This is a genomic window from Granulicella mallensis MP5ACTX8 (genome assembly GCF_000178955.2).
In the GTDB taxonomy this organism is placed as follows: Bacteria; Acidobacteriota; Terriglobia; order Terriglobales; family Acidobacteriaceae; genus Granulicella; species Granulicella mallensis.
Genome location: NC_016631.1, coordinates 2,347,564 through 2,366,551 on the forward strand (window position 1 = coordinate 2,347,564; position 18,988 = coordinate 2,366,551).

Here is an 18,988-nt window from a genome sequence, read left to right on the forward strand (position 1 = left end):
AGACCAATGACCAACCCATTTGAAGATGCAGAAGCTACTTATAACGTGCTCATCAATAAAGAGGGTTTCTATTCTTTGTGGCCGGCGTTTGCGGCAGTTCCGGCCGGATGGACGATCTGCCTGATCGATAAGCGGCAGGCCTGCCTGGATTACATCAATACGACCTGGACGGACATGCGTCCCCTGAGCCTGGTCTGTGCTCCAGCCCTGAACTAGCAAGGTAGAGCCGTTTTTCTGGTTTCAGTGCCGGTGGTATTCCGATGCAGCCGGCACGAGTTGCCTTCCTTGACGCCGCTAAGACTGTGCAGGCTCCCCAAAGATGTATTCGTGGCTGGGATGGCTGGTTTCGCCACGGCCAAAGAAGGCAATTCAGTCGTTGCGGCTGCGCCTTCACTCCGGCCTGCGGCAGCGAGGCGTGGGCCTTTGGCCCGGTGTTTGCGGCATGGCTGAAGCCATGCCCTTCCGATCTTGCCGTGGCAATCTGTTTGCACGCAATTCGACTTCACGGCACGAGTCGTTTGATGACAATGTAGAGGGGATTTCGTCTCTACAGCAGGCTATTGCGGAAGACGCTTTGGTCACTTCTATTTAATCAGTGACGGTGCCCCTCATGATCCGACAGACTGTAATCGTAGCCCTGATTCTTTCAGCTTCTGGAATCGTTGCGCAGGCTCCTGCGCCGCGTCCCAAGTTCGATACGTTTGAGGTGGCGACCATCAAGCTGGTGGACTCCGATGCCAAGACCGGCCGATTTATTAAGATGGAGGGGCTCCATCGGTTTATCGGAAAGGATTACACCCTGAAGCTGCTGATCGCGGCGGCTTACAGTCTCAATCCCCGAACGATCTCGGGTGGGCCTGGGTGGACCGAATCAGAACACTACGACATCCTTGCCGAGACGCCCGGTGAGGTCCGGCCGACGCATGACGAACAGATGGCGATGCTGCGGAAGCTGCTGGCGGAACGATTTAAACTCACCTTTCATCGCGAGCAGAAAGAGTTCTCGATCTATGCGCTGGAAGTTGCCAAGGGCGGACCGAAGCTCAAGGCAAGTACGGCTTCTCCAGATGAGCCTGCGGCGCTCATCAGCACGGTCTATCCGCAGCACATCCTGTTACCGGCAAGAAATACGACGATGGGTGAGTTTACTTCCATGATGCAACGGGCCATCCTCGACCGCCCGGTCGTGGATCGGACCGGACTCACGGGGAAGTATGACTTCGACCTGGAGTGGGCGCCGGACGAGACACAGTTGAACGGAGACGTGACCGGGGCTCCTGCGGAGTCTCCCGCGGCGCCTTTGTTTTCTGCTATTCAGCAACAGATCGGTTTGAGGCTGGAGGCGATGAGGGGGCCGGTGGATGCGTTCGTTGTCGATAAGGCGGAGCGGCCGACGGAGAACTGATTTTTCAGCGCGTAGTTCGCTGATCGATGTTTCAGCACAGGAGGCGGAGGGAACGCGTCCGTGGCGAAATTCGCCGACCATATTGCCCCCTATTTCAATCGGTCACTACCGATAAGCCGGACATATCGGTACTGATCCGAACCTCGTTGAATCAATGTGAGATGCCTGTCTGCCCAATCCCACACTGTATTGCTGCTTTGAGAACATCCACTTTTATATCTGCCAAGGTCTTGAACTTGATGCAATACCCAGTCACGCTTGCTTTGCCGAGATCCTGCCCGAATGTCTGCGCCAGGTACTTCTTGTCGTCGATTCCAAGGATGTAGACGGAAATGCCTGTTGTGTTGGCACTCATGCCTATTTGGTAGAACTCCCTGGTTTTTCCGTTGGCATATTGAATGCTTCGGGATCCATATCCAACGTTTGGGTTGGAGACGATTTTTCCTTTCTCGTCTTTTCCATCTAAGAACCACAACTGACAAGCTGGCATCAATGCCGACATCATGTCATGTAGCTCTCGCATTTCGCTTTGCTTTGGTTCCGGTTGAGTGGCAATGTACTGCTCGATCTGTTCCTGCACCGTCATGTTGATCTCCTTGGCGTAGCGGTAAGCCAGTGTTCCAGGAAAACCAGATTGTTTGGGCCTTAGGACCGGTGTCAATCGATGAAAATGATAGCCGAGCATTGTGACCAATACCAAATCTTGCCTGAACTTTCAGGCCGAACACACTTTGACCTGCCGTTGGCTGCGACGCGGTTGATTTCCGATAAACGCCATTCTCATCATCAAGCGTCCCTGATGATAAGCCGACTCATGAGGATCGGGTGTGATCCCCTTGTCTACGCGATCCAGCTCGAAGGAATCAGAACCGCATGCCTCCCTCGAAACCTTCGACGTTCCACATAGGCTAGACTGTTTGCATTTCTCAGTGAGGTGCCTTGCGCCGTGCGTTTTCGCTATCTGTTCATCCTTTGCCTCTTCCTTGCGCTTTCTCCGTACCTCGCAGCGCAGCAGCTTTCGCCCAATTGGGAAGAACTTACCGGCCCTGACTTTGTTAAAGCCATTCATCAGGCGCAGGGTACCTGCATTCTGCCCATCGGCATTATCGAGAAGCATGGTCCGCAGCTTCCCCTGGGCACCGACCTGCTCAATGTGCGCTTTGCCTCGCTCAATGCCGCAAAGCTGGAGTATGCCGTTGTCTCCCCGGAGTACTATTTTGGGCAGATCTTTGAGGCACGCCATGAGCCTGGCACTATTGCCTACAGCCTCAGCACGCAGCTTGTTCTGCTTCAGGAAACAGTCAACGAGCTTGGGCGCAACGGCTGCCACAAGATCCTCATTGTGAACGGTCACGGCGGCAACAACAGTCTGCTACCGCTCTTCGCTCAGTCTCAGCTCGCGTCGCCACATGACTACGTTGTGTATGTCATGGGCAGCATTCCTCGCGATGGTGCGGGCCGCCCTTCACAGAAGTCGGCCGCCGACCTGCATGCGGGCGAAGCAGAAACCTCGGCAATGCTCGCCAACCGTCCCGACCTGGTTCATATGGAGCGTGCGAAGAGCGAGTCCGGCGCGGACCAGCATCGTCTCACTCTCCCCTCCAGCATCTACACCGGGATCTGGTGGTACGCGCGCTTTCCCAATCACTATGCCGGCGACGGCTCTACCGCCACCGAGGCTCTGGGTGAGTTTGACCAGAAGAACTGGTCGCACGAGATTGCGGAAGCGGTGAAGGCCATCAAGGCCGACGAAGAAAGCGCCCGCCTCCAGAAGGAATTCTTCGAACAGTCCCAGCACCCGATTGATACGCCGCAGTGAACACGCGCTTGAGCGCAAACAGCCAGCTTGCGCCGTCACTGACGATAAGCCGACTAATGAGATGGTCCGCCGCTTGATTCCTCAGCCTCAGTAGAGGGATCGTGGTGGCAGCTTCTATCAAGGAGGATCATCGCTATGCAGATACATTCGGTAGGCATCGACCTGGGCAAGACGACGTTTCACCTCGTGGCGCTGGGAGCGTCGGGCAAGGTGCTGGTGAAGAAGAAGTTCACGCAGCGCCAGCTGCTGACGTACACCGCGAACATGCAGACATCGCTGATCGGGCTGGAAGCTTGCTCAGGCGCCCACTTCCTCGGCCGGGCGCTACGCAAGCAAGGCCACGACGTCCGGCTGATTGCCGCTCAGTTTGTGAAGCCCTTCGTGAAGTCCAACAAGAACGACTTCGTTGATGCGGAGGCGATCGCCGAGGCTGTCGAGCGCAAGAACATGCGCTTTGTCCCGATCAAGACGGACGACCAGCTGGACCTTCAGGCCATCCATCGAGTTCGTGATCGGTTGGTTTCACGTCGAACAGCGGTGATTAACCAACTGCGGGCGTTTTTGCTGGAACGAGGCATGGTGTTCGCGCAGAAGCCGGCGAAGCTCAAGGCCGCGATGGCAGACATCCTGGAGAACGCAGAGGCCGACCTTACACCACTGATGCGCAACCTGATCGACACGTTATGGGGTGAGTGGAAGACCGTCGAGCAACAGATCGAAGAACTGAACGACGAACTGGAGCGCATCTCTGCCAGCGATGCAGGATGTACCCGCATCCGCAAGATTCCTGGGATCGGGCCTGTGGTGGCGACGGCGATCGTAGCTGCCATCGGTAATGGCGCCGCCTTTCGCAAGGGTCGAGACTTTGCAGCATGGCTAGGCATCGTTCCACGTCAGTATTCGACCGGAGGTAAGGCGAAGCTGTTCGGCATCAGTAAGCGCGGCAACGTCTACCTTCGCAAGATCCTGATCCATGGTGCACGAGCTGCGGTCCTGCGGATCAAGCGCGACCGAGCACCGATTGGAACCTGGCTCGATGCACTCGACGCCAGAGCTCCCAAGAACGTCGTCGTGGTCGCCATGGCGAACAAGCTCGCACGCATCGCGTGGGCCGTACTATCAAGCGGCAACGAGTACAGACCTGTCGCCGCGTAGCGCTGCGGAAAAGACGCCTGCGGCTTGGAAGCGCTGACGCGCTCCCACTTTACCGCACCACGACCACGGACTAAAGTTTTTCCCACCGAAGTCTGCACAGGAGCAGCAAGGACGAAAGAACAGTCACAACGGCGTGTCCGCAGCCTGGTACCGAGAATGGTCTCGAAAGAGCAACCGACCGACTTAGAAGGACAGACACGCGCGCAACTCATCGTGGCCAGGAGAACTGATCTCCACCCAAAGGCCGAATACATTTGCGCAGACTTGTCTTCTCGACCAAACTTCCCCTTGCAGTCGCGCGGCGGACCATACATTATCGGTACCGATTAGCCGCGTGCAGGAAGGAATCCGGCGGAAGTGATAGTGCGGCGGCTGGCATGCCATGCTGCACCGTCGGACACCGCCGTATTCTACGAGGAACTTCGGGTGACGCTAGCTACCGCCCGCACCGTTCCGTCCCTCGCACAAAACAGGTAAGCGTCTCTTTGAACCTCAGCATGGAAGGCGGCAGCTTGGTCGCCGGCAGCGCGTGAGGATTTTCGAAGACGGCAACGCGATATTCGAGCCCGTCCCGTGAACCGGTCGAGACTGCATAACTGCATAGAAGACGCCTAAGCCACCGATATTCTCGAACTGACTGTTTTACTTTAGACCGGGCTGGAGTCGTCCAGGATCTATTCTCAAAATGTGTAGAGTCGATAGATGGACAGTCCTGTTGTTTGGTTTCCCCAGATATTTGAGGCTACCCGTGAGATGCCTCGCCTCGCCGCCCTGGACGTTCTTGATTTTCTGAGTGACAAGGCGTTTTCGAATGAGTATGCAGCGCGCTCCATGCCTTTTCTATTGCGGCTGGGTCCGTTAAAGTTCTCTGAAGCAGAGATCTTAGGTCTGCTGCAAGGGGCCTACGGCGATCAAACCGTGAACGTCCGTTTCGGCAATATGGCAGATCCGGGTAGCTACCTGAATCGCCGCGAAGAAGAGATGCCCCTAAGAAATTTCATTGGGGAACACTTCATGCAGATAAACGGTGCCGGGACGGCCTATGCCGCCGGCACCGTGATACCCGTCGAGATGGCGCGCGATCTCGGGGTCCCTTTTCCAATGTTTTACCCTGAGTATTTTTTCAATGAGCCACGGATGTGGATGGGTAAGAAGGGAACGGTGACTGCCCTGCACAAGGACATCCCGGACAACTTCTCGTTCGCATACTTCGGTGCCAAAGAATGGCTCCTCTATCCGCCAGCCGATTTTCCTTATCTATACATGATTCATCCGAACCCGAATGCACTTCCAGACTTCGGGGTCAGCATGGTTAACGCAAAGTCTCCGGATGCGACGCGCTTCCCGGAGTTCTCGAAGGCTACACCGATCTCCATCACGCAGCGTGCGGGCGATCTGCTCTATGTGCCTGCGGGGTGGAGTCATTTCGTGGAGAACCACGAAGACTCTTTGATGATCAATTTCTGGCTAAGACGCGGAAGATCCCCTGCGGTGTTAGGCAGGGACCGATGACAGGGGTTCACTCCAGTATCCTGTCCCTGTTTCTTCGCATGTGCCAGGGTTAAATCTTATTTCTCGAAAAATCCACTTTCTTCATTTGGCGGTCGCTGGCGATAAGCCGACTTATCGGGAATAACCATCTGAGGAACCAGGTTGGTGTAGCTTGGTCTTCATGGGACAGTTTGACTCGCCGGCCGAAGCTGCACTTACTCGACTCAAATCGGAAGACCTTGGGGAATCCCCCGTGATAGGTTCGGTGGGAAATGTCACAGGTATAGGCGCCAAGATACTGGAGCTCCTTGTACCGATGCCCGGATTTTCCGGGCTGAATGACATCGTTACAGGTCTAATGGGCCTTGCCGCTCGCAAAGACTTGGAAAACCTCACGTATTTTGGTGAAGCGATCATTGACGACATTCGACGACTTTACCGCCTCGGCGAGGAACAACGGAAGAGAACGGAATCAGTTCTAGCGTCAACTGAGTTTCAAGTTGCGGTGGAAAATGCCACTCTCTACATTGTTCGTACGAACTTAAAGACGCGGCTGAAGCGTCTGGCTAATGTAATTACAAATGCTATGAGGGAAGACGATCTTGATCCTGAAGCATTGGACGACATGATGCGCTTGGCCGTTACGCTGACGGAAGCCGATGTCGTCGTTCTTGGCATCGTCTACGAGATGCAAAAGGATATGCTGAGTCCTGAAAATCTCAGCAAACAACCCGGCCAGCGAACGAGTGAACTGACGAGTACCTGGCAACGATGGTGGACTAGGCACGGAAACAACTATCACGGATTGACGGCGCTGGGATTCAAGAATTCATGCGCGAGACTGCTTGCTGCGGGGCTGGTCGGCCCTTTGCCACGCTCCTATGTCGGTAGCCCAAACGCAAACGATCTTGAATTGCTAATGGACGGTCTTCGGTTCTATGAGCGACTTCAAGAGTTGAATTAAGGTGCTCTTGCCTCCGAAGGGGCACCTGCCGCACGTCCGCAATCCGAAATCAGTATCTATAAACGCTCTTCCCGGAGACAACGCGATCCTTCATGTCGCGATGAAGCCGTGTCATGAGTGGTGCCCGTTTCCTATCTCTCACAGTGGCCGTCATCCGTTGTCATCGGAAGAAACCTGCTGGATTTTGCGGTGGAATAATACGGAATGCGTAAAGGCTCTACCAGAAGACCGCAAGATGACTCGCCGGCGTTGCACGTCAAGAACTACATCACACCCGGTGGACTTGAGCGCCTGAAAGAAGAGCACCAGTTTCTGCTCAACAAAGACCGCCCGGCTGTGGCGGTAGTCGTAGCGTGGGCTGCCAGCAATGGCGATCGCAGTGAAAACGCCGACTATCAGTACGCCAAGCGCCGGCTGCGGCAGATCGATGGGCGGATTCGCCATCTCTCCAAGCGGATGGAAGCTGCCGAAGTGGTGGATCCGGAAGCTCCGAGATCGGGCCTGCGGGCGACGAAGGTGTATTTCGGTGCAACGGTGCTCTATGCCAATGCCGCGGGAGTGGAGCGAGAGGTGAGCATCGTTGGCGCCGACGAGGTCGACCTCGACCGCAACCATGTCAGTTGGGTGTCGCCTCTGGGCCGCGCATTAATGCGGTCGGCTGAGGGGGACAGCGTCGTTCTCGAAGCACCGGGCGGCAAAGAAAGCCTGACAGTGCTGGAGGTGCGTTACGAGCGCATCGCCGTAGAACCGTTCCGTGAACCTCCGGGATCGTATGCTGCTGCGAAACAGTCGTAGAGCGGAATCGATGCCTGGCGTGTTGCACGAAAGGAAATGAGTCCTCATAAACGCCGATAGCGGAAGTTGGGCCGGGACACCTCAGCCGGGAGCTGTCCTGGGCCGGATTATTTCCGACATACCGACTGATTGGTATCAACTCACTTAGCCGCTTCCACTGTGCATCCGGTTAACTTGTAATGCCAGACTTCGTGGTGACTCTCACGAGTGATCGAAACCTGTTCAGGTAGTTGAAACCCGCCGACGTTCTGATAGGCGTAGGTAAGAATTATCCGATTGCCAGGCCTGAAATCTCCATCCTCACCCAGCCTGTAAGAGGTCATGAGAAAACCCTGTGGCCCAGGCCGGAATTCTGTTTCCCGACGATCAGCGGCCGAACCCTTTGCCGCTTCGCTCTGTAGGCTCATGTCGTGCGCGAACATCATTTCAACATCAAATGTCTTGACTCTGAATTCGAGCTTGTAGCCTGATGCAGACGGCTCGACGTGAACGGGCGTGTTTTCCGGTGGGAGCAGCGCGTTATTGCTGGCACCCAACCAATTGTTCAAGCTGAACTGTACTGCATGTTCGAGTAGACCTTCCGCCATGCCACCATGTGGTAGCTTATGTTCTTCATCTTCCATCATGCCGGATGACACCACAGCGTTCTGTCGGGCGACAGTGACGCGTGTGTTGATGGGTTGAATGAGTTTAGCGATCTCCTCATCCGTTCCTTCGTCGCCTACGCGGACAGCCTCAGTAAAGTGCTGCTTCCAGTTAAATTCCACGGCACAACTGAAGGATTGGAGGTTTCTTTCAAAGGGCGCGTCATACTTAGCGCGAGTCTGTTTTAGGACTGTTGCATCATTGATGGCTGATTGTGCCTGGCAAAAGACGGTGCACAGGCTAAACGTCAACGTCAAGTAGAAGAATCGCATGACGCATCGTAATTCATTACTCCCGATAAACGCTCTTCTCGTCTCCTACGTGCCGCGGACTGTAAGGGAAAGTTGCAGGAACGCAAGTTCCGAAGATACGAAGTGAGTGGGGTTCTAGATATTTTTCGTGCACAAACGGCCGAGGCTCGAACGTTTGAGGTGGAAAAATACCGAAGGTGTCGGTGAGATCAAAGGTCTCGGGGTCCTTCGGCTGCGCAGCTCGCAAAGTGCGTGAGCTGCTGCGCTCAGGATGACGATTTTGGGGAATGTAGAAAGGGGAGAGTCATCTTCTCGAAGAAGAGATGCCCCGCAAGACGATAGGCCGCTTAAGCGGCACATGCTATGAGCAGGAGCGGGGCCCGTCATCGTCTCGAAGCGGGCTTTGAACATGGGTAGAAGTCTCCGAATTCATGAGAGTCTATGTCTTTCTGGGTGGTATGAACGAAGAACGGGAGGAAGCAGATTCGCTCGCTACGCTCGGAATGACAAGCAGAAAAGCAAAAGCAAAGGCGACTGCGCAAAGTGAGGGCTTTAAACATATTTACGTGCACGAATGAGGTGGCTCCGGCATTCGAGGTGAAAAAGGTACAGAAGATATCGGTGAGATCAAAGGTTTCGGGGTCCTTCGGCTGCGCAGCTCGCAAAGTGCGCGAGCCGCTGCGCTCAGGATGACGTTTTGGGGGAAGTGGGAAAGAAGAGCGGCATTCCCTGCAGGAGCAGGAGATGCCCTGTGAGGGTAGGCGGTGAAAGAGGCCGACCAGGAAAAGATAGGTAACGCGAAACACACTAACCCCTGAGGCTGGCTGCGCTCAGGGGTTAGTGTGTTTCGCGTTCAGTGTCGTGATCCGTGCCGTTCGAGAGACGAAGCGCTATCTACCAGGAATAGGTGCCGTCTTTGTGGAAGAAGCCGCCGGTGGGGCTGTCGTCGGGCTGTTGCGCGAAGCGGACGATGGCGACAGCGCCCTCTTCGATGGTCTGGGTGCCGGTGTTGTTGTTGAGGTCAGTTGCGGTATAGCCCGGGCAAATGGAGTTGACTTTGACCTTCGTGTCGCGCAGCTCCCAGGCGAGGTTCACGGTGAACATGTTCAGCGCGGCTTTGGACGCGTTATAGCCGAGGGGCTTGACGGCGTAGAAGGGCGAGGCGGAATCGTTGTTGAGCCCTACGGAGCCGAGACCGCTGGAGACATTGAGGATGCGGGCACTTTCGGCGGCGCGAAGCAGAGGCAGGAGGGGCTGCGTGAACTCGACGGTGCCGAAGAAGTTGGTGTCGAAGGTTCGCTTCATCGCATCGATGGAGACGGTGCTTGCCGGTCCGTCGCCGCCGGTGAGATCGAAGGCTCCCGCGTTGTTGATGAGAACGTCGAGGTGACCGAACTCCTTTTGTATCTGCCCGGCTAACGCCGTGGCTGTCTCGTGGGCGCGATCGAGATCTGCAATGACAGGGCGAACGTCAGAGCCCTCAGCGCGAAGCTTTGCTGCGGCTGCCTCGCCTCGGGAGGCGTCGCGTGCGCCGAGCAGGATGGTAAATCCGGCGCGTCCGAGTTGACGAGCTACTTCGAAGCCGATGCCCTTGTTTGCGCCGGTGATCAGAACAACCTTAGCCATGTGTGTCTCCCGATGTTGGTTTTCAAAATTTAGACGCTGGCCGGAGGGGGAGGATTCAAAAAGCGAGCCGCATACGAGATCACCTCAGTCGACGTGGGAAAGGTTCCGAAGGTATTGGTGGAATTGAAGGTCTCGGGGTCCTTCGACTGCGCAGCTCGCAAAGTGCGCGAGCTGCTTCGCTCAGGATGACGATTTCGGGGGAGTGTAGAGAGAAGCTCTCGGCTACACTGGCGACATGCGAAAGCTACTTCTCCTGGTCTTATTCGGACCGGCCGTATTGTCCGCCCAATCCAGTTCGCCTGCTCCTGAAAGAGCGGCTCATGCCGTGATGGATCACGATCTCACGGACGTCAGCGTGGATCGTCTGCATGAGCTCTATCGTGAACATCGCTACACGGTCACGGAGGTGGTTCAATGGCACCTCGACCGCATTGCGCGCTATAACGGCGTCTATCGGGCGGTCCAAACCGTTACCGCAAAGGCGGCGCTGACAGAAGCGGGCCGCGAAGACGTTGAGGCGAAGCAGGCGGGTTTTCGCCCAGGGCCTCTATGGGGTGTCCCGATTGTGATCAAGGCCAACACCAGCATCGCGGGCCTGACTACGACGGCCGGCTGGATTGGCTACATGCTTCCCGGTCACGAGTTGGTTGCACCGCGTGATGCGCCCATCGTCGCCAAGCTGCGCAAGGCCGGAGCGATTCTGGTTGGGGTGACCAACATGCCTGACTTCGCCGCCAGCGATACTACGCGTTCTACTGCTTTCGGCCGCACAGGCAACGCCTACGATGTACGTTTTTCGCCGGGTGGATCGTCGGGTGGCACCGTCACTGCTGTTACCTCTAACCTCGCCGTCCTCGGCAACGGCACGGACACGGGCAACTCCATCCGCATGCCCGTGGCGACGAGTAACCTGGTCGGCATCTTTCCGACTCGCGGCCTCGTCAGCATTGCGGGCATCGCTCCGCTCGACTGGCAACTGGATAACACGGGGCCCATCGCACGTACTGTAGCCGATGCTGCCGTGGCTCTTACTGTTCTAGCCGGCGAAGATCCCCTTGATCCGGCTACGATCGGCTCGCAAAGCAAAGCGCAGCCGGGGCCCTACACGCAATATCTGAAGCCCGGCGCACTCAAAGGCAAACGCTTTGCGGTGCCAGCTTTCATCCTCGACGGAGAGACGCCTGTCTTTCAGGGCGTTTGCCCGAACGCCACACCGGAACAGTTCGCAAAGGCGAGGAAGAATGCGTTCACTCCCTTGAAGCCGGAGACACGTGCTGCCTTCCTAAAGGCGGTCGACGAACTCCGCGCTGCGGGGGCAACGGTCCTGATCGATTCGCAGATTCTGCCCGACAGCTTCGCCATCACCGCCTCGCACATCTGCACGCTCCCGTATCTTCGCGAGGGCACGGATAAGTTTCTTGCAGACTTTGGACCTGCACAGTACCATTCTGCGGCGGAGTATGAGCATGCCGTCGGCAAGCGGCTGCCATCTGTCATCATCGGCGGAGAAAAATCAGGACTATTCGAATCCACGAACGTGCAGCAGGCCACTCTTGAGACCGATCCCCATGCGGGTGAAAATTTCTTCAACCCGCGCGACAAAGTATTCGCGCTCTACGAGGCGGAGCTCGACCGTCTACACCTGGATGGCTTCGTCTATCCTGCGATCCAGATGCCACCGGTCGACGAGACCATGCCGCAGGACGGCCGCGTAAGCGAAGGGCCGCACAGCGATACGAACTGGGTCAACATGCTGGGTGTACCGGCGATTAGTTTTCCCGCCGGATTTTATGAAGACGGTTTGCCGTTCGGCATCGAGATCAGCACACGCAAGTGGCACGACGGAGATCTGATCGGCTGGGCCTATGACTACGAACAACACACACACCATCGCAGACCGCCTGTCCTGGTCGACCGCGGTCTGCTACCGACTGCAGCCAAGCCACTTGAGCCGTAGGCATAGGCATCATGAGGTCGTTTTGCCAAGGAAGCGGCGACTAAGCCATGCCCGAACAGGCTCATCGTAGAGCTTCAAGCAGGCGTAGGCGATCGTGACACTCGCGATAAACAACAGCACGCCTGCTACTGCTCCAGGTGCTGCAGGAACTTTGTCCCGGACGACCCAGGCCGTGTAGATGTAGATCAGCGGATAGTGCGTGATGTACAGCGGATACGAGATATCCCCCAACAGCTTGGAGATCTTGTTCTGGAAGCTTCCGCTGGTGCGGTCGCCGGCACCGATCGCGACGATGAGAGGGAACAGGACGATGATGCAGAACGACTCGTAGAGTCCATTCATCCAGAGCTGGTGTGTACCGCCAATCCTGGGCATGCAGAGAGAGACGATCACGAGGAGGCTACAGATTGCAAAGCCTCCTGGAAGGTGAATCCGCTTGCCGATACGCATCAGCAACATGCCTGCGAAGAACGGATAGAGCAGGCGTGCGAAACCAATGTGGAGCTGCTCTTTGTCGATGCTCCAACCGCCGATGACATCACCGTTTGGACTTGATACGGCAAGATGGACCAGCAAAACCGCGGAGAGAAATACAAAGATGCCGAGTGCCTTGTTCGAGAGCTTGCGGATGCCGACAGCGTAGAGGATGTTCGCGATGTACTCGAAGAAGAGGGACCAGGCGGGGCCATCGAGCGGGTGCATCTCGTTCCATCCCCGGATGTCCATGGACGGAAGCAGCGGCACAAGGGTGAAGCCGACCAGCATCACAAGCAGCATCTTCCAGACGGGCGTCCCAGCGATCAGCGGAAACGCAGGCCCGGTCTGGAAATAAAAGAAGGCCGCCCCAATGACACTTCCCATGATCACCATGGGTTGCAGGCGAATCAGCCGGCGCTTATAGAAGTCCCATTGGCTCATCTTCCCCCAGCGGTCGTCGTAGGCATAGGCGACCACGAATCCGGAAAGAAGAAAAAAGAAATCGACGGCCAGATAGCCGTGGTTCAGAATCTGTTTCGAGTGATCGCCTTTGGAGTAGGGCTCGAAGGTGTGGAACATCACGACGATCAAGGCGGCGACGCCACGCAAACCGTCAAGGATTTGGTAGTGGCTCTTCGTTGGGAGGGCGGCAGGGGTCCGGTTCATGAAGTGCCAACCATCATATAGAACGCGGCGTCAGCCTAGCCAGAGGATTGCTAAAGTGACAGTCCCGTAACACCCTCGGAACCGGGCTGAGGCTCGAGCGTTCGAGGTGGAAAAGGTACCGGAGGTATCGGTGAGATCAAAGGTCTCGGGGTCCTTCGACTGCGCAGCTCGCAAAGTGCGCGAGCTGCTGCGCTCAGGATGACGATTCCTGGGAAGGGTTGAAAGACACTACTGGACGGGCTGGTTGCTGGTGAAGAAGTCCAGCAGGCTTTGAGGTGCGTTGGGGCCGAGGCACATCTGGAGGACCTTTTCCGCCTCTGCTGCCTCGGACGCGCTGCGGGGAAAGAGGTCTTTCTCATACGCGAGGAGCGCGGCTTCGACGTCGCCGGGGTTGGCGGCGATGGCCTGTCCGAGTTCGGCGCCGTCGAACATGGCGAGATTGGCTCCTTCGCCGGAGGGGATCATCAGGTGTGCTGCATCGCCGAGCAGCGTCACTCCGGGTACGCGGTCCCATCTGTGCTGGATCGGAAGCGCATGGAGAGGGCGAGGCACAGGGGAGGCTTCAGCGTTGGTGAGGAGCGCTGTCAGCTCCGGAGCCCAGCCGTCGAATTCCTCGGCGACACGGGCCACTGCAGTCACCGGATCGGAGAAGTCGAGGCTGTCGATCCAGTCCTGTGGCTTGTTCAACGCCACGTACGTGTGCAGTACGCCGTGGGGCTCACGGTGCGCGAGGATGCCTCTTCCCGGAGCCACCGCAAACAGCGCGCCACCGCCAACCGCTTTCGCGCTGGCCTCGTGACGGGTGTCCGCGTCGTATAGATACGTCTCGATGAAGGACATGCCGACGTAGGCTGGTATTGCCTCGGATAGAAGCGGACGAACTCTCGACCACGCGCCGTCGGCACCTACGAGGAGATCGGTCGTCGCTGTTGAGCCGTCAGCAAAGGTCAGGGCATGCCGACCGCCGCCGAGGGGAGCCGCTGATGAGAGTTTGTGTCCCCAGCGGACCGTGCCGGCAGGAAGGGCGTTGAGCAGGATGCGGCGAAGCTCTCCTCGGGGGACTTCAGGCCGGCCGCCTGTGCCGTCATCGGGCTCATCGAGCAGGACGTTGCCGTGCTTGTCGAGTACCCGCGTTGCCTGACCGCCAGGGTGGATGATCTCGAGAAATTGTTCGAAGAGGCCCGCTGCCTTGAGCGCGAGCTGCCCGTTGTTTTCGTGGATGTCGAGCATGCCGCCCTGTGCTCGTGCGTCCGGCGAGGCTTCCGCTTCGTAGATGGTCGCGGCGATACCGTGAACGTGGAGGACGCGCGCAAGCATCAGGCCTCCAAGCCCGGCACCGATGATTGTGACTGGAGTCCTCATCTTGTCTCCTTCATGAGCCAGAGAGCGGCAGCGTTTTGAATATCGTTGTCATCGGGGTCGTTGTCAGATGCCCAGGCGATGATTCCATCAGGGCGTATCAGTGCAGCGCTCAAGCCGAATTGTTCTTTCGCTCGGCCAGAGACATACTTGATTCGGTCGTCATATTCACTCGCCAGAATTTTACGGGAAGCCTTGCTCTCAAAATCGAGGAGTATCGCGTGGCCATCGTGCATGAACTCGCTGATGGTTGTACCGTCTTCAAACTCAAAGTTGGGAACGCTATGGCCGACGAGAGGGTGATCGCCGCCAAGATCGTAGTGGGTGTGAACGCCCCATACTCTTGCTGCCATGTAGGTGGCACCATCACGCGTATCCATCAGGTCGCGGATGATCGCGTTCAGTGCGCGGGCGGGCGGGTCTGGTTTCATGATGGCGACCTGGGCGCGTGACCAATCCAGAACCTGTGCGCCAAGGGGGTGTCGTTCCGATTGATAGCTGTCCAACAAGCCTTCGGGTGCTTTCCCGCGGAGGGTGGCGGCGAGCTTCCAGCCCAGGTTCATGGCGTCGCCCAGTCCGAGGTTGAGCCCCTGGCCTCCCAATGGTGCGTGAATGTGCGCGGCATCGCCGGCTAAGAGTACTCGTCCGTTGCGGTAGGTCGTGGCCTGCCGTGCCCGGTCGGTCCAGGTGGTTGCGGCATGGAGGGAGCTGATCGTAACGCCGGTGTTCGAGACGCGGCGTAGCGCGTCCTGAACGTGTTCCAGCGTTACTGGCTCTGCACGATGAGCGGCTCCGCCATCAAACTCAATCATCACCAGGTAACCGGGCTGCGATTGGAAGTACATGCCTGTGGGTGTCAGGTTGCGGCCTGGACCTAGCTTCTCGGGGTCGGCAATGTCGATCTGGGCAGAGTAGCCGGTAAATTCCGGCTCCGTTCCGGCGAATTCAAAACTGCCCAGCTTGCGAACAACACTGCGGCTTCCGTCGCAACCCACGAGCCATTTAGCTTCAAACGACTGGTCGCCGGACTGGACAGTGACACCCTCTGCGGTTTGCTGAAAGTCAGTGATGGCAAGCCCGCGTTTGATCTCGACACCGAGGGCTTCTGCGCGGCGAGCGAGCACCGATTCAAGCTCCTGCATTTCAGAGATCAAATTGGTCTCGGGCGAGCCGGGCAGGCGATACCTCCACTGTGAGGTGTCAATATTGCCGTCAAGAAAGGGAATGCCGGCGAAGTGTCCTCCCTGGCGCCGTGGCCCTTGTACGGGAGCTGAGGTTTTGTGGGGATTTTTTAAACGTTTGTGTATGTCGAGTTCTTTTAGAAGATCACGACGGTAGAGCGCATCGATCGTAGGCGCCGAGAGTCCTCGTATCCCGAAGGGAAGTTGCTTCAAGGGCGAGTGTGGATCCATCGCCTTTTCCAGGATGAGGACGGAACATTTGGTCAGGGCCAGTTCACAGGCAAGGAAGAGACCTACTGGCCCTGCACCTGCGATGATGACATCGTGTGGGATGGGAGTCTTCATGATGACTCTTTCGTGGTTGGCGGCTGCCATTTAGAGCTTTGAAGATCATTATGGAACATCATTCCATAATCTTGGAACACCGTTCCATTTATGTCAAGATGAATCATGGCCAAAAAAGCGCGCAGCGTTCAGCGACGCGAAGAATCACTCTCGCGGGAGAGCATCATTGAAGCGTCGATCGAGCTTCTGGATAGCAGTGGGGAAGGCGGGCTGACTTTTCGCACGCTGTCCGAGCGGCTCGCGACGGGGCCTGGTGCTCTCTATTGGCACATCGCCAACAAGAGCGATCTGCTCACCGCCGCTTGCGATGCGATCGTTGCCCGCACGATGGAGGCGATACCTCCCTGCGCGAAGCCGAAGGCGAACCTTCGGGCTCTCGCGCTGGGCATGTTCGATGCGATCGACGAGCATCCGTGGGTGGGCTCGGCACTGGCACAGGCCCCGGGGGAGATGCCGATGGTGCGCATTCTCGAACGCCTGGGCCAGCAGGTGCGCGCTCTTGGGGCGGAGGACGACACGCAGTGGGCGGCGGTGGGAGCGTTGCTGAACTACATCCTCGGTGTCGGTGGACGGAATGCGGCCAACGGGCAGCTGGCGCGGGAGAGAGGCCTCGACAGATCGGACTTCCTTGAAGCGGTGGCTGCGGCCTGGTCTCAGCTCGATCCGCGGGAGTACCCGTTCACACGAAGCGTAGCCGGACAGGTGAGGGATCACGACGACCGAATGGAATTTCTTGCGGGAATCGATCTCATCTTGAGAGGGATCGAAAGAGGGATCGAGTCACCGCGGCGTCGCTGACGCGCTCAACATAGACATGCGGCTTGCACTGTGTTCCCCGATGTTCCGAGTGGGGGAGGGAACGAGTCTGTTTCGAAACTCGCCGACCATCTCGCCCCGATCTTAATGGGTCACTTAGGAGAAGACGCCTTTTCATTACCAACATTCAAAAGCTATGCTGTGTCATGGCCTCACCCCAACAGCAAATCAGATTCGAATATTGGGCAAATTCGCAGAGCCTGGAGGCAATCGTGGCAACGTCGCACGATCTGCCCGAAGCTCTTTCGCTCGTTGCGCATATCGTCTCCATCAGCCGCTTCTGGGCGGCGAGGGTTGAGGGTACGGCTGAGAGGCTTGCCCCGTGGCCAACTCTTACAGCTTCCGAACTGGAGGCGGAACTACGACAGCTACGGGACCGCTGGTTGAGTCTTTCCAATGGCACGGCCATGGACGCACAGGTGCGATACGAGAGCAGCGATGGAGAAAACCGCTCCAGCCTTTTCAGTGAAGTTCTCCAGGAGGTATTTCTGCACGGGGCGCACCACAGAGGACAGATTGCCCTTGTGCTACGCATGAAGGGCTTTGAGCCTCCACGTTCAACCGACTTCATTCCTGCTCTTCGCACGAAGGCACTTTAAACGCGAACCTAGTGACGGCGTTTCGATGGAATGAGGCGATCGTGCACTTGCGTCATCTAAGCCAGAGGCGTCTATTTAGGTTTAGGAGAAGCGACCGATGCGTTCAAGGATGTCCCGGTTTGTGCTGACTGGTGTTGCGTTGGGAGTTGCGGTGTTTACTCCCGGAAGCTGGGGTCAGGTTGCAGAGCACCCTGTGTTGCTGGCGCTCTCGAAGACCGATCACACGCTGTCGATCGTCGACCCAGTGACGCTGAAGGTCATTGCGAAGATGCCGGTCGGGCCGGATCCGCACGAGGTGATCGCGTCAGCGGACGGAACGCGCGCGTGGGTTTCCAATATGCTGAACAGCCAGGGACACGAGTTGGATGTGCTGGACCTGGTGAACCACAAGGCGTTGCCGAGCATCGATACAGCGCCTATGGTCGGCTTGCATGGTCTGGACTTCCAGGGCGGTAAGGTCTGGTTTACGGCGCAGGGTGCGAAGTCGATCGGCCGGCTGGACCCGGCGACGGGCAAGACGGAGTGGATCATGGGGACCGGGCAGGACTTTACACATCTGATCCGGGTGATGCCGGACGGTCAAACAATCTTTGTCTCGAACGCACATTCAGCGAGCGTCAGCATCATCGAAAACCGTGAGATGCCGCCTGATCCGACGCATCCTGCTCCGCCCGGACCGGCACGGCGTGACTGGTTCGTGACCACCATTCCGACCTCGTTGGGCACGGAGGGCTTCGATATATCGCCCGATTGGAAGGAGTTGTGGTCAGCTGCAGCGAGCGATGGCAGGCTCTGGATCATCGACACTGCGCAGCGGAAGGTGGCTGCATCGATCGATGCAAAGTTGAACGGCGCCAATCGCCTTAAGTTCACGCCCGACGGCAAACGCGTGTTGATCTCTATCCTTTCGACGGGCGATTTGTTTGTGTACGACGTGGCTTCCCGCAAAGAGATCAAACGGGTGATCCTGGGCAAAGGGTGCGCCGGTATCCTGATGGATCCGGACGGCTCACGCGCGTTCGTGGGCTGCACCGCAGCGAACTACGTTGCAGTGGTGGATCTGAACACACTGACGGTCACGAGCCATTTAGATGTGGGCGGCGGACCGGACGGTCTTACGTGGGCGAAGCGACCATGATGCGTCGCTGACGGCGACGGTCGGCTCAAGTGCATGGAATGTCTGAGAGGGGGGCCGCAGCGAATCGATCCCCACCCTCTCTCCGTTCACTGAGCGTACGCAGCAGATAGGCTTTGATCCATCTTCTGGTTCTCGCGACTTTCGAGGGGAGTGAGAAAGGCGAGCAAGAAGGGATGCACCCAGGATCAAACCAGGAGATCAAAAAAGACTGCCGCTGTTCCCCTTAATAAGTGCATTGGGCTGTTATCACCAACCTAGAATTGAAGTTGCCGATCATCCGACTCTGTGGCCCCTCAACT

17 protein-coding genes are annotated in these 18,988 nt (G+C 57.3%); 11 read left to right on the forward strand and 6 right to left on the reverse strand.

Features of this window, described 5'->3' with window-relative positions:
• Positions 1-6: 6 nt before the first annotated feature.
• Both ACIX8_RS09850 and ACIX8_RS09855 read left to right on the forward strand, forming a co-directional pair.
• Positions 7-216, forward strand: coding sequence for an MbtH family protein (locus tag ACIX8_RS09850; protein ID WP_014265190.1), 210 nt, complete (start codon positions 7-9; stop codon positions 214-216).
• Between the two features lie 394 nt (positions 217-610).
• Positions 611-1,405: a TIGR03435 family protein gene (locus ACIX8_RS09855; protein WP_014265191.1), complete on the forward strand. Its 795-nt coding sequence runs from the start codon at positions 611-613 to the stop codon at positions 1,403-1,405.
• Positions 1,406-1,556: 151 nt separating this feature from the next.
• Here ACIX8_RS09855 and ACIX8_RS09860 read toward each other — a convergent pair whose 3' ends face one another.
• Positions 1,557-1,991 carry a DUF1801 domain-containing protein gene (locus tag ACIX8_RS09860; RefSeq protein WP_014265192.1) on the reverse strand — a complete coding sequence of 145 codons (435 nt, stop codon included), beginning with the start codon at positions 1,989-1,991 and terminating at the stop codon, positions 1,557-1,559.
• A 360-nt stretch (positions 1,992-2,351) separates the two neighbouring features.
• Between ACIX8_RS09860 and ACIX8_RS09865 the strand changes: the two genes are divergently transcribed.
• The 5 genes from ACIX8_RS09865 to greB all read left to right on the forward strand — a co-directional run bounded on the left by ACIX8_RS09865 (position 2,352) and on the right by greB (position 7,629).
• Entirely contained in the window at positions 2,352-3,224 is an 873-nt protein-coding gene (locus ACIX8_RS09865) for a creatininase family protein (RefSeq protein WP_014265193.1), read from the forward strand.
• A gap of 135 nt (positions 3,225-3,359) precedes the next feature.
• On the forward strand, positions 3,360-4,379 hold the full coding sequence (locus ACIX8_RS09870) for an IS110 family RNA-guided transposase (protein ID WP_014265194.1): 1,020 nt from the start codon (positions 3,360-3,362) through the stop codon (positions 4,377-4,379).
• An 831-nt stretch (positions 4,380-5,210) separates the two neighbouring features.
• Positions 5,211-5,891, forward strand: coding sequence for a cupin-like domain-containing protein (locus ACIX8_RS09875; protein WP_223295504.1), 681 nt, complete (start codon positions 5,211-5,213; stop codon positions 5,889-5,891).
• Between the two features lie 160 nt (positions 5,892-6,051).
• The gene (locus tag ACIX8_RS09880; protein WP_014265196.1) at positions 6,052-6,834 is read left to right on the forward strand and encodes a hypothetical protein; all 783 of its coding nucleotides are present in this window, start codon (positions 6,052-6,054) and stop codon (positions 6,832-6,834) included.
• A 204-nt stretch (positions 6,835-7,038) separates the two neighbouring features.
• Positions 7,039-7,629 (forward strand): transcription elongation factor GreB, encoded by a 591-nt coding sequence (gene greB, locus ACIX8_RS09885; RefSeq protein WP_014265197.1) that lies wholly within the window; start codon positions 7,039-7,041, stop codon positions 7,627-7,629.
• A gap of 140 nt (positions 7,630-7,769) precedes the next feature.
• Here the strand turns inward: greB and ACIX8_RS09890 are convergent, their stop codons facing one another.
• Together ACIX8_RS09890 and ACIX8_RS09895 are read right to left on the reverse strand one after the other, a co-directional pair.
• Positions 7,770-8,546, reverse strand: a complete 777-nt coding sequence (locus tag ACIX8_RS09890) for a hypothetical protein (protein ID WP_014265198.1) — start codon at positions 8,544-8,546, stop codon at positions 7,770-7,772.
• 873 nt (positions 8,547-9,419) lie between these two features.
• Entirely contained in the window at positions 9,420-10,151 is a 732-nt protein-coding gene (locus ACIX8_RS09895; RefSeq protein ID WP_014265199.1) for an SDR family oxidoreductase, read from the reverse strand.
• Between the two features lie 235 nt (positions 10,152-10,386).
• Between ACIX8_RS09895 and ACIX8_RS09900 the strand changes: the two genes are divergently transcribed.
• Positions 10,387-12,108 carry an amidase gene (locus ACIX8_RS09900; protein ID WP_044176510.1) on the forward strand — a complete coding sequence of 574 codons (1,722 nt, stop codon included), beginning with the start codon at positions 10,387-10,389 and terminating at the stop codon, positions 12,106-12,108.
• A 9-nt stretch (positions 12,109-12,117) separates the two neighbouring features.
• Here the strand turns inward: ACIX8_RS09900 and ACIX8_RS09905 are convergent, their stop codons facing one another.
• The 3 genes from ACIX8_RS09905 to ACIX8_RS09915 form a co-directional block, all read right to left on the reverse strand.
• Positions 12,118-13,251 (reverse strand): acyltransferase family protein, encoded by a 1,134-nt coding sequence (locus tag ACIX8_RS09905; RefSeq protein ID WP_014265201.1) that lies wholly within the window; start codon positions 13,249-13,251, stop codon positions 12,118-12,120.
• 228 nt (positions 13,252-13,479) lie between these two features.
• The gene (locus ACIX8_RS09910; RefSeq protein WP_014265202.1) at positions 13,480-14,613 is read right to left on the reverse strand and encodes an FAD-dependent oxidoreductase; all 1,134 of its coding nucleotides are present in this window, start codon (positions 14,611-14,613) and stop codon (positions 13,480-13,482) included.
• Entirely contained in the window at positions 14,610-16,136 is a 1,527-nt protein-coding gene (locus tag ACIX8_RS09915) for an FAD-dependent monooxygenase (RefSeq protein WP_044178289.1), read from the reverse strand. Before ACIX8_RS09915 ends, ACIX8_RS09910 begins: the two co-directional genes overlap by 4 nt.
• 105 nt (positions 16,137-16,241) lie before the next feature.
• Here ACIX8_RS09915 and ACIX8_RS09920 point away from each other — a divergent pair, with 105 nt between their 5' ends.
• The 3 genes from ACIX8_RS09920 to ACIX8_RS09930 all read left to right on the forward strand — a co-directional run bounded on the left by ACIX8_RS09920 (position 16,242) and on the right by ACIX8_RS09930 (position 18,689).
• A complete protein-coding gene (locus ACIX8_RS09920; protein WP_014265204.1) occupies positions 16,242-16,934 on the forward strand; it encodes a TetR/AcrR family transcriptional regulator in 693 nt (230 codons plus the stop codon).
• 230 nt (positions 16,935-17,164) lie between these two features.
• The gene (locus ACIX8_RS09925; protein WP_190273761.1) at positions 17,165-17,551 is read left to right on the forward strand and encodes a DinB family protein; all 387 of its coding nucleotides are present in this window, start codon (positions 17,165-17,167) and stop codon (positions 17,549-17,551) included.
• Positions 17,552-17,648: 97 nt separating this feature from the next.
• A complete protein-coding gene (locus ACIX8_RS09930; protein WP_014265206.1) occupies positions 17,649-18,689 on the forward strand; it encodes a beta-propeller fold lactonase family protein in 1,041 nt (346 codons plus the stop codon).
• Positions 18,690-18,988 lie beyond the last annotated feature (299 nt).

Excerpts from the sequence above, each read along its gene's own strand:
- ACIX8_RS09900 (WP_044176510.1), top strand. The coding sequence starts at position 10,387 with ATGCGAAAGCTACTTCTCCTGGTCTTATTCGGACCGGCCGTATTGTCC.
- ACIX8_RS09930 (WP_014265206.1), top strand. The coding sequence starts at position 17,649 with ATGCGTTCAAGGATGTCCCGGTTTGTGCTGACTGGTGTTGCGTTGGGA.
- ACIX8_RS09920 (WP_014265204.1), top strand. The coding sequence starts at position 16,242 with ATGGCCAAAAAAGCGCGCAGCGTTCAGCGACGCGAAGAATCACTCTCG.
- ACIX8_RS09915 (WP_044178289.1), bottom strand. The coding sequence starts at position 16,136 with ATGAAGACTCCCATCCCACACGATGTCATCATCGCAGGTGCAGGGCCA.
- ACIX8_RS09895 (WP_014265199.1), bottom strand. The coding sequence starts at position 10,151 with ATGGCTAAGGTTGTTCTGATCACCGGCGCAAACAAGGGCATCGGCTTC.
- ACIX8_RS09850 (WP_014265190.1), top strand. The coding sequence starts at position 7 with ATGACCAACCCATTTGAAGATGCAGAAGCTACTTATAACGTGCTCATC.
- ACIX8_RS09875 (WP_223295504.1), top strand. The coding sequence starts at position 5,211 with ATGCCTTTTCTATTGCGGCTGGGTCCGTTAAAGTTCTCTGAAGCAGAG.
- ACIX8_RS09860 (WP_014265192.1), bottom strand. The coding sequence starts at position 1,991 with ATGACGGTGCAGGAACAGATCGAGCAGTACATTGCCACTCAACCGGAA.
- ACIX8_RS09870 (WP_014265194.1), top strand. The coding sequence starts at position 3,360 with ATGCAGATACATTCGGTAGGCATCGACCTGGGCAAGACGACGTTTCAC.
- ACIX8_RS09880 (WP_014265196.1), top strand. The coding sequence starts at position 6,052 with ATGGGACAGTTTGACTCGCCGGCCGAAGCTGCACTTACTCGACTCAAA.
- greB (WP_014265197.1), top strand. The coding sequence starts at position 7,039 with ATGCGTAAAGGCTCTACCAGAAGACCGCAAGATGACTCGCCGGCGTTG.
- ACIX8_RS09905 (WP_014265201.1), bottom strand. The coding sequence starts at position 13,251 with ATGAACCGGACCCCTGCCGCCCTCCCAACGAAGAGCCACTACCAAATC.
- ACIX8_RS09890 (WP_014265198.1), bottom strand. The coding sequence starts at position 8,546 with ATGCGATTCTTCTACTTGACGTTGACGTTTAGCCTGTGCACCGTCTTT.
- ACIX8_RS09910 (WP_014265202.1), bottom strand. The coding sequence starts at position 14,613 with ATGAGGACTCCAGTCACAATCATCGGTGCCGGGCTTGGAGGCCTGATG.
- ACIX8_RS09855 (WP_014265191.1), top strand. The coding sequence starts at position 611 with ATGATCCGACAGACTGTAATCGTAGCCCTGATTCTTTCAGCTTCTGGA.